The sequence below is a fragment of the Vibrio sp. V39_P1S14PM300 genome, from assembly GCF_009904765.1.
In the GTDB taxonomy this organism is placed as follows: Bacteria; Pseudomonadota; Gammaproteobacteria; order Enterobacterales; family Vibrionaceae; genus Vibrio; species Vibrio proteolyticus.
Genome location: NZ_WXWP01000202.1, coordinates 1 through 9,064, shown reverse-complemented (window position 1 = coordinate 9,064; position 9,064 = coordinate 1). Strand labels below are relative to the sequence as shown.

Below are 9,064 nucleotides of genomic sequence, written 5' to 3'. Positions count from 1 at the left end.
AATCAATATAGATCAGAATAAACAAATAGATCAGTTATTTAAGAGCCATAATTTTTTCTTTATTTATGATCTTTTTTTCTTTATTCTCCCAGAACTATAGCGATATTACGGCCAATGTGACACGGATCTAATTAGAATGAGTTCGCAAGAGAAAATATTGATCAAGGCGCCTCGCAGCCATAAAGACGGTCACCTGTTTGAAGTGTCAGAAACCGCCGTTGACTGGATCGAGCAATACCAACATTTCAAAGGCGTAACAAAAAGTATCGTCGAACTGTTAAATTTGATCTCATTGCGTGGATTTCGTAGCCAGGATGGTTTGGTTTCTACCACCGAACTGATTGATGCAACCGATGGCCAACTAACTCGCGCTGCGATTCAACAACGTTTGCGTGCTGCTGTTGGTGTGGGCTTGTTTACGCAAATCCCGGTGAAGTTTGAAGAAGGTCTGGCGGGCAAAACCATGCTGCATCGCTTTGTGAACCCGAACCAGCTGATCTCTGCACTTGGCGCCACCAGCCTGGTAACAGAGTCAGTGAAACAGACAGAGAAGAAAAAACGCTCCAAAGCGCTGGCTCAAACTCAGGTCAACAAACGGCTGCTGAACGAACACGGTTTATATACGCCACCGGCCATGAAAGATGAAGCGGATCAGTTCGTCGTTTCTCCTACCAATTGGGCCGGGATCATTGATCAGGCGCTGGCCCCACCGAGAACGCGAAAACACTACCAGAAATCCATGGTGTCGATCTCTGGAACTCGCGCGGTGATCGAAACACGATCGTCGAAAAACATCATGACGGTGGACGATCTGATGACGCTGTTCGCTTTGTTTACGCTAACCGTTCAGTATCATGATCATCATCAGGAAGGCTATCAGCTTGATGCCAGACAGGTTCCCAACAAAACGCCGTTGTACATCACGGATATTTTGTCGTTGCGTGGTAAAAAAGACAGCGGACCAGCACGCGATTCTATCCGTGACAGTATCGAGCGCATTGAATACACCGATTTTCAGTTGCATGAACTGACCGGTCGCTGGCTAAGCGAAAACATGCCAGAAGGCTTTAAGAGCGATCGTTTTCGTTTTTTGGCCCGGACCATTACCGCATCGGAAGAAGCCCCTACAGAGGGCGCTGACGGCGAAATTCGCATTAAACCGAACCTTTACATTCTGGTCTGGGAACCTTCGTTTTATGAAGAGCTGCTGACGCGTGACTACTTTTTCCTATTTCCACCGGAAATTCTGAAGCAGCACACACTGGTCTTCCAACTTTATTCGTATTTCCGTAGTCGTATGGTGCGCCGTCATACGGACGTGATGCTGCTGAGCGAACTCAATCAGAAACTGGCTCGCAATATTGAATGGCGCCGCTTCTCGATGGATCTGATCCGCGAGCTGAAAAAGTTGTCGGAAGGGAAGGGGAGTGAGGATCTTTTCGTGGTCAACTTATGGGGCTACCATCTGACGATCACCACGATGATCGAAAAAGAGAAGATCGTCGACTACCAGGTGGACATTAAGTGCGATGTGGAAGAAGTGCTGCGTTACTCACGCGCTCGCACCACCAATGCGGGTAAGCGTAATATGGCTCCGACGCTGCCTAACCCGCTGCGCAATGAGATGGTCTCAAAACAGAAGCTTGATGAACTGTCTCAGATCATTGATGGCGAGTTTGAACCGATCCAACGTAAAGCGCCCTCACCAAAAGGCAAATTGGGACGTCGGGTTAAGTTGCGCAAGCATCTGGTGGAAATTAATGCCGATGAGATCACCATCACGTTATCCAAGTATACCTCTCCAGAAGCTCTGGAACGCAGTATAACGGCCTTAGCGGCAATGACCGGTCATACCCCTAATTCGATTAAAGACGAGTGTTGTGAGCTTATAGAGAAGCTGGATTGGCTACGTGTCGATGACAATGTTATTCCTTACGAGACGCTGAGTAAGATGGTCGAGCTGTACAACGGCCAGAGTGAGAACAAACATCTGTCGATTGAACGCCTGATTGCGGGTCTGGCGGTAAGACGCAAAGTGTGCAAACAAGTGTACGACGGGCACCTGGATGAAATGGTGTTTCGGGCACTGGATGAAGTCGCGGTGTAAAGTGTGGACAGGGTATCGGCAACGGTTTGAAGCAGAATCACCGATTGAACAAACCTACTACATTCCCCTGACATAACGATGACATTATCAATGCCGGAGCTGACTATAGTTAACCACGAATAGACAACCTTTTGTCCTTTCTGATGAATTAATAGATTGGCTCATATTGTTACATTCATTCTGAATATGTTTGCGAGTTCGTTAGAACTCGCTTTTTTTTGCCTGTAATTTGCCCCGCCGCACTTATCTGTCAAGCCTCACTGAACTTTTTGTCCTGGTTACTCCTTGATCATGCTTACGTGAACATCCGTGTTGAGTTTATTCGTAGCAACGATCACGCCTCGTTCCTTGATCATTGTTCCGAAGTCATATGATCCAACCTCTCTGTCCCTTTCAACTGGCACAATGGATCCGTGGTGTGACCGTCATTACGGGAGCGATGGAGCAATCTAGCGCTTTGACAGAACACGCAAGTATGGGGGGATAAGAATCTCTTGATCATGCTTTCAGAGGTGACCATGATCTGAGGGGGCTGTCTGATTAAGTGGGGAAACAACGGCAACCATTCAGCGCCGTAATATTACGAGCGTGATGTTCACCAGTCTAAAAGAAGCGGAAAGGGGGGAGTGAAATGAGAGCTGGATCAGACTCCATTTCGACGGCGTAATTCCTTAAATGTACTGCGACTACTGACCGGGAGCAAAGGTTAAATGAGGCAAATATAAATGCGCTGTCGGAATCATTACCGTAGTCACAGATTGACGCGATTGTGCTTAACAACAAATTGCCGCTTTGCTACAGATTAGGCGTCCCTTACATGGTTTGTTCGGAGGTATTTATGTCCATTAATTCAATTGACCATGATGATATGACCAACATTGCAACAAAGTGGGACTTCACGGAAGAAGTAGAAACACAAAAACCCGTAAAAAGCGTGAAATCAGCAGAAGCTCGCCGCCGTATTGAGGCATTACGTGAGATCCGCGAAAGCGGCCTGACGATTGAAGAAGCCAAAGAGTTGGGCATACTGCACTGATGGAGAAACGCTGAATCCGGTTGAACCAGGGGTGGCTAACGGCCACCCTTGTTATTTTGCCGACAAAACCACTTAAAATATGATGACGCTGTGCTATATTGCGTGCCCAGTTGTCACACAGAGTCGGATAAAATCATGTCGATGAACCTTTCCCTACTGCCACCCGAGGAAAAGAACCGCATTGAGCTGGATAAGCAGGCGTCTTTTCTGGTGTGGAAACTGCGTGAAGCTAAAGGTGGTCCGGAAGAGATCACTGAACAGCTGAGAAAAATTCGTGATGAACAGGAAAAAATCTGGTTTGAAGAGTCCGTCGCGAAATACAAACAGATAATGGGCGTGGCCTGATCCGGAAAAGTTATTGCTGGTTCCCGATGGAACGTCATTTATTTTTCCAGATTCCGCGGCGTTGGTTATTCAACGAGGCAGAATTGAAAAGGTTCTGCTTTTTGCTAAAATCCCCGCGTTAAATTGAGAAGAGAGAACATCCCGATGGGAAGAAGTTTTGAAGTGCGCAAAGCCTCTATGGCGAAAACCCAAGGCGCAAAAATTAAAGTTTATTCCAAATACGGTAAAGAAATTTACATGTGCGCGAAGAATGGCGGTGCAGACCCAGACATGAACTTGTCACTTAAGCACCTGATCACAAAAGCGAAAAAAGACCAGGTACCAGCACACGTAATCGATAAAGCGATTGACAAAGCGACCGGCGGCGGCGGCGAAGACTACCAGCCAGCGCGTTACGAAGGATTTGCTCCGGGCGGCGCGAGCGTGATTGTTGACTGCTTGACCGACAACGGCAACCGTACTTTCCAGGATGTTCGTCAATGCTTTGTGAAGACTGGGGCGAAAATTGGCTCACCGGGTACTACTGCTCACATGTTCGATCACCAGGCGGTTTTCCAGTTTAAAGGTGACGATGAAGAAGCGATTCTGGAAGCTCTGATGATGGCCGACGTTGATGTTGCCGACATTGAGCTGGAAGATGGCGTGATCACGGTGTTTGCACCACACACCGAATTCTTCAAAGCGAAAACAGCGCTGAACGCTGAATTCCCGGATGTGACTCTGGATGTAGAAGAGATCACGTTCGTGCCGCAAAACCACACACCCGTCAGCGGTGAAGACGCAGAGAAATTCCAGAAATTCCTCGATCTTCTGGATGACTGTGATGACGTTCAGCAGGTGTATCACAACGCTGAACTGTAAGCTCTGTGCTTAATAAATAAAGGCTTCGCACTGCGAAGCCTTTTTTGTCTGTGTCTTTTCAAGCGTCTGCATGCTAGCCGGCAAAACTTGCTGCATGGGGCCGGCGCATTTTTTACACTGTAAATTCAGAGGTTAAACAGTAAATCGCGCCACCAAACCGTAGAGCTCGTTGGCACGTTGATTCAGTGTTTGGCTGCCCTGACGATTGTCGTTGGCCAGTTCCGCAGACTGACTGCTCTGCTCGGAAATCACCACAATGCGCTGAGAGATCTCCTGACCCACCAAACTCTGTTCTTCGGTGGCCGTCGCAATCAGCGAGTTCATGTCCATAATGGTTCCGATTGACTCCTGAATTTTGACCAGCGCTTCTGCGGCGGCGTGCGCTTCGGATACCGTACTGGCACCGCGCGCCTGGCTCGAATCCATCGCTTTCACTGCGTCGTCTGAGGCTGCTTTGAGTCGCTCGATCATATCGTGAATTTCACCGGTGCTGTCTTGTGTGCGGCTGGCCAGTTTACGGACTTCGTCGGCGACCACCGCAAAGCCACGGCCCTGTTCGCCAGCTCGCGCGGCTTCGATGGCGGCATTGAGCGCCAGCAGGTTCGTTTGCTCGGCAATATCCTGAATGACTTCCAAAGAGGAAGCGATATTCTGGACGTCGCCCTCCAAGCGTGAGATGACGCTGCTTGCCTCTGAGACTTCCTGTGCCAGTGCCTCGACGGAGCTAGCCGCAGCATTGACGATGCTTTGCGCATCTTTGGCACTGTCGTCGGCCTCTCGGGCCGACTGAGCGGCTTGGCTGGCATTGTTGGAGATTTCCTGAGCCGTGGTGGTCATCTCTGTCATCGCGGTCGCGACTTGCTCGGTTTCTTCGCGTTGACCAGACGCCAGTTCATCAACTTGAGCGGCGCGGTGTGTCATGCTGTTGGTTTCACTGACGACTTGCTGACCAACATCGCTGACGCTGCGGATGATGTTCTGCAGGCTATGTACGAACTGGTTGAAATTGCCGCTCAGACGTGAGAATTCCGGGGCATTGAAGTTTTCCATGCGCGCGGTCAGGTCAGCCTCGCCACTGGCAAATGAACTGATTGAGCGATCAAACAGTTCAAGCGGCTTCATGATGCTGCGGTTGATCATCACTGCAAACACCCCGACGGCTGCCGCAATCACAATACTGAATAAGGCTATTGCGGCCAGCGTTTCGGTCAGCGCTTGTTCTGCGGCTTGCTCCATGTCGGTGATGATGGCGTCAATGTCATCAGTATAAAAGCCGGTACCCAGCATCAGGTCCCACTGAGGGATATAGATGGAATAACTGAGTTTCGGCAGGGCTTCCGTCTGACCAGGTTTGGGAAAGTAGTAGGTGGTGTACTTGCCGATTTTGGCATTTTTCAGCAGATCCTGGATCAGGTAGTTGCCTTGCTTATCCTGCAGATCATAGAAATTTTCACCAATGCCGTTGTCGTTTTTACCCACCAGAATACGTGTGCCTTTGGAGTCGTAACCGAAGATATAGCCGCTGCTGCCAAATTCCAGTTCGCGCAAAATGGGTAGGGCTTCTTGTAAAGAGGCACCGCGGTTAAGTAACGGCGTGACGGCGGATTTCGCCATTTGCACATAATTGTTCAGCTCCGCTTTTTTCATTTCCATCATGTTCAAGCGGGTTTGTTCGGTTTGCTGTTGGTTCAGCTCGGTGGTTTTGATGTAGGTAAAGCTCATCATGCCGAGTGCGATGATAAGCAGGGGCACGATCGACAGCACGTACAAGCGTTTGCGAATGGTCAGACTCATAGCGACTTCCTCTGAAAGTAATAATCCGCATCGACTCAGCAGCGCGGTCGCGACAATAGCCTGTCTCACTACACATCCACAAAGGTGTTATGTAATTAGGTTTCTACGTGTCAGTGATTGGAGCCATCTGCTGGTCGATACATATAGGCCTGATCAATATTAGCGACACTTTGATGGCAAAAATGTGAATAATGATAGTTTTGTAACTATTTGTTGATGGTCAGAGCTGTTTTTTGCACTGACCTTGCTGACAACGTGCGCGTCCGGTCAGCCAACGAGAGAGGGTATAGCGGTTGGCAGCGAACTTAAGGTACGCCCAGTCCGTCAGAGGTCGCAACCACCACCAGCGTAGCGGGGCATACCACCTGCCTTTTCCGACCAACTGCCAGGCGCGGTGTATCGCGTCCAGTCCCAGTAGCAATGTGCCGTCAGCGGTGACGCCATGCAGAATGTCAGACGCCGATTGAGCGTCAATATGTGGGTAGTTGGCGAAATCCGGCGTGTGAATGTCGACCAGCAGCAGGCGCTGGTGCTGATCGTTGCGCGTCAATCGCTGCATTTCGCTCACACACAACGGGCAGTGCCCATCGTAAAACAGGATCAGTTCAGTCATGGATGCGCCTCCGTTGGTCATTTATACGTTATTTCTGCTCGGGCGATCGCGCAGAAGACAAATAGTGATGCCAATTCCGATTCACCCGCTCGAATTGATAAATGCAGAAATCTTTCCGATCCTGCAAATAATCATTTTCCACTTCATCGAGTAAGTGTTGGTAACCACTCGGATCACTGCCGTACACCAGACATAGGGTCGAGAAGTAGCGTTGCAGATCAAAGCTGTGTTCGTCAATGTATTCGCCAAAATCGTAATAGTCGGGACGAAACTCGGACTCAAAGGCGAACATATCGGCGGCGCTGATCGCCATGTCTTGCCCCTCACTGACGTAATTGATCATCATCAGGGTCGCAAAATTGTCAACCGCGTCTTCTTCTTTACCCAGAACCGGAATGTCGTTTTCAGCAATGAACGCGTGGCCGACTTCGTGCAGCAGAGTATGCAGCAGCGTGTCCTGAGCCCCCTGGCGCGCCGAACGACCATAGCGTTTTTCGTAGTCATTGTTGCTGAAATAGTCGAGTGAGTCCTGATAGAAGCGATACGGGACATGAATAACATGCTGTTGTGGATCGTACAACGGCCCCTCGCTGCTGCCATACACTATGGTCAGCGGATCCTGAAAACGGAAGTAGCGTTCAGACAGCTCCACAACAATTTGGTTAATGCCGCTGCGTTGAATATCCGTTTTTAACGCCTGCTCGTGCTCTTTCAACGGCGGCAGATAATCGATGATCAGTTTTGGTCCGGCCTGCGCTGTAGAGGTCAGTGCCAATGAAGATAAAAGGAAAAAGGGCGCCGTGTGCATCCGCTGAAAACCACAACAATGGATTGGACAAATAGTGTGACACAATTGAGGTGGTTTGCGCTATTCTGTAGCGCGAAGTGGATCCGGAAAGTTGGCAATGAACCCGTTATTGAAGCAACCACGCGTGCAGTAAACATTACTCTGCCGAACGTCTGAGTAATGTCACGAAAATCGTTCCGTGACAGTGATCTGAAACTTGAAGGAATTGTCATGACACAAAAACATTGGTCAAAAATTCAATTGTTGCACCAGGTGGTGCAAAATCCGAACATTCATATCAAAGGCACCCACAGCTACTACAGCGATTGCTGGGACCAGGGTTTCGAGCGCTCTGTGGTTCGCTACCTGTTTGGGGATGAAGTCAGCCGAGACTGGCAGCCGAAATGGCCGGTCGATCAGCTCTACATTGGTGATTACGTCTGCATTGCCGCGGAAAGTGTGATCCTGATGGGCGGGAATCATAACCATCGCAGCGAGTGGTTCTGTCTGTATCCGTTTCTCGACGATATAGAACGTTCTTATCAGGGCAAAGGCGACACGATCATCGGGGATGGCGTGTGGATTGGTATGCGAGCGATGATCATGCCTGGCGTGACCATTGGCGAAGGCGCGGTGATAGCGGCCAACAGTGTGGTGGCCAAACACGTCGAGCCCTATGCGATTGTCGGCGGAAATCCGGCGAAACCTTTGCGCTACCGGTTTGAACCGGAAGTGATTGAGAAACTGTTGGCGCTGGGGATCTACGATTGGTCGCCGGAAAAGTTTGACGCGCTGCGTCCGTACTTGTGCCAGAGTGACTGGTCGCTGCTGGAACGTGCGCTGGCTGATTTGAGTTAGTCCGCTATAATTTGGGCGCCGGGTCTGATAAACTCGGCGCCCTTTCATTTTCTGACAGAGACAAGAGATCATGAGTCTGAAAAACGATATTCAACACCATCACAATCGTCTGGATACGGCTAAACGTAAACTGGACAGCGCAAAGGCTCGTGGCGATCAGGAGATGATTACCAAGTTTACCGATGAAGTGGACCAACTGGCCAAGAAAATCAATTCGCTCAAGGGTAAGCAAGACTACAACATGAACAAAGAACGTAAGTCTTTGCTGGATATGCCATTCTCTCGTGAAATTACCAAAGAAGAACAGGCTGACCTAGGTAAGTTGAAAAAATCGGTCAAAGGTTTGGTGATTGTTCATCCCATGACCAAAATGGGCAAACAGCTGCGTTTGGATGTGATGACGGGCTTTGCTCCGAAAAAATTCTGATCACTCTCCCCATGTTTACAGTGTAAATACGGCCCGGACGTGCATGTGTCGTTCGGGCAAATTGGCATCGCTCTCTACTTTCCTGCCTCCCTTCCTGGTCCGTCTGACGGTTTGCGTTAATGCCCTCAGCGTTAAAGCGATGTGATAAACCTCTTGTTTGGCTCCCCTTCTGCCACCGTGTGGAATTCACGGTTGTTATTGCATATTAAAACACATCGTTTTTTGTTGTTTTTATC

The 9,064-nt window shown here is 49.4% G+C and carries 9 protein-coding genes; 6 read left to right on the top strand and 3 right to left on the bottom strand.

What is annotated here, in order from left to right; all coding sequences use genetic code 11:
- Window positions 1-136: 136 nt before the first annotated feature.
- From CAG65_RS10420 to CAG65_RS10405, 4 genes are all read left to right on the top strand, one after another.
- Complete coding sequence (locus CAG65_RS10420; protein ID WP_021706731.1) at window positions 137-2,107, top strand: replication initiator protein RctB domain-containing protein; 1,971 nt, start codon at window positions 137-139, stop codon at window positions 2,105-2,107.
- Between the two features lie 838 nt (window positions 2,108-2,945).
- Window positions 2,946-3,143, top strand: coding sequence for a PA3496 family putative envelope integrity protein (locus CAG65_RS10415; protein WP_021706730.1), 198 nt, complete (start codon window positions 2,946-2,948; stop codon window positions 3,141-3,143).
- A 135-nt stretch (window positions 3,144-3,278) separates the two neighbouring features.
- Window positions 3,279-3,488: a DUF3283 family protein gene (locus CAG65_RS10410; protein ID WP_021706729.1), complete on the top strand. Its 210-nt coding sequence runs from the start codon at window positions 3,279-3,281 to the stop codon at window positions 3,486-3,488.
- A 144-nt stretch (window positions 3,489-3,632) separates the two neighbouring features.
- Complete coding sequence (locus CAG65_RS10405; RefSeq protein WP_161453577.1) at window positions 3,633-4,349, top strand: YebC/PmpR family DNA-binding transcriptional regulator; 717 nt, start codon at window positions 3,633-3,635, stop codon at window positions 4,347-4,349.
- 132 nt (window positions 4,350-4,481) lie between these two features.
- Here CAG65_RS10405 and CAG65_RS10400 read toward each other — a convergent pair whose 3' ends face one another.
- From CAG65_RS10400 to CAG65_RS10390, 3 genes are all read right to left on the bottom strand, one after another.
- Complete coding sequence (locus CAG65_RS10400; protein ID WP_161453576.1) at window positions 4,482-6,143, bottom strand: methyl-accepting chemotaxis protein; 1,662 nt, start codon at window positions 6,141-6,143, stop codon at window positions 4,482-4,484.
- Window positions 6,144-6,363: 220 nt separating this feature from the next.
- Window positions 6,364-6,756, bottom strand: coding sequence for a thiol-disulfide oxidoreductase DCC family protein (locus CAG65_RS10395; protein ID WP_161453575.1), 393 nt, complete (start codon window positions 6,754-6,756; stop codon window positions 6,364-6,366).
- A gap of 28 nt (window positions 6,757-6,784) precedes the next feature.
- On the bottom strand, window positions 6,785-7,564 hold the full coding sequence (locus CAG65_RS10390; RefSeq protein ID WP_161453574.1) for a DUF4344 domain-containing metallopeptidase: 780 nt from the start codon (window positions 7,562-7,564) through the stop codon (window positions 6,785-6,787).
- Window positions 7,565-7,774: 210 nt separating this feature from the next.
- On the opposite strand from CAG65_RS10390, the gene CAG65_RS10385 reads away from it, so the two are divergent.
- Both CAG65_RS10385 and CAG65_RS10380 read left to right on the top strand, forming a co-directional pair.
- Window positions 7,775-8,401: a CatB-related O-acetyltransferase gene (locus tag CAG65_RS10385; protein ID WP_161453573.1), complete on the top strand. Its 627-nt coding sequence runs from the start codon at window positions 7,775-7,777 to the stop codon at window positions 8,399-8,401.
- A 70-nt stretch (window positions 8,402-8,471) separates the two neighbouring features.
- On the top strand, window positions 8,472-8,828 hold the full coding sequence (locus CAG65_RS10380; RefSeq protein ID WP_021706723.1) for a YibL family ribosome-associated protein: 357 nt from the start codon (window positions 8,472-8,474) through the stop codon (window positions 8,826-8,828).
- Window positions 8,829-9,064 lie beyond the last annotated feature (236 nt).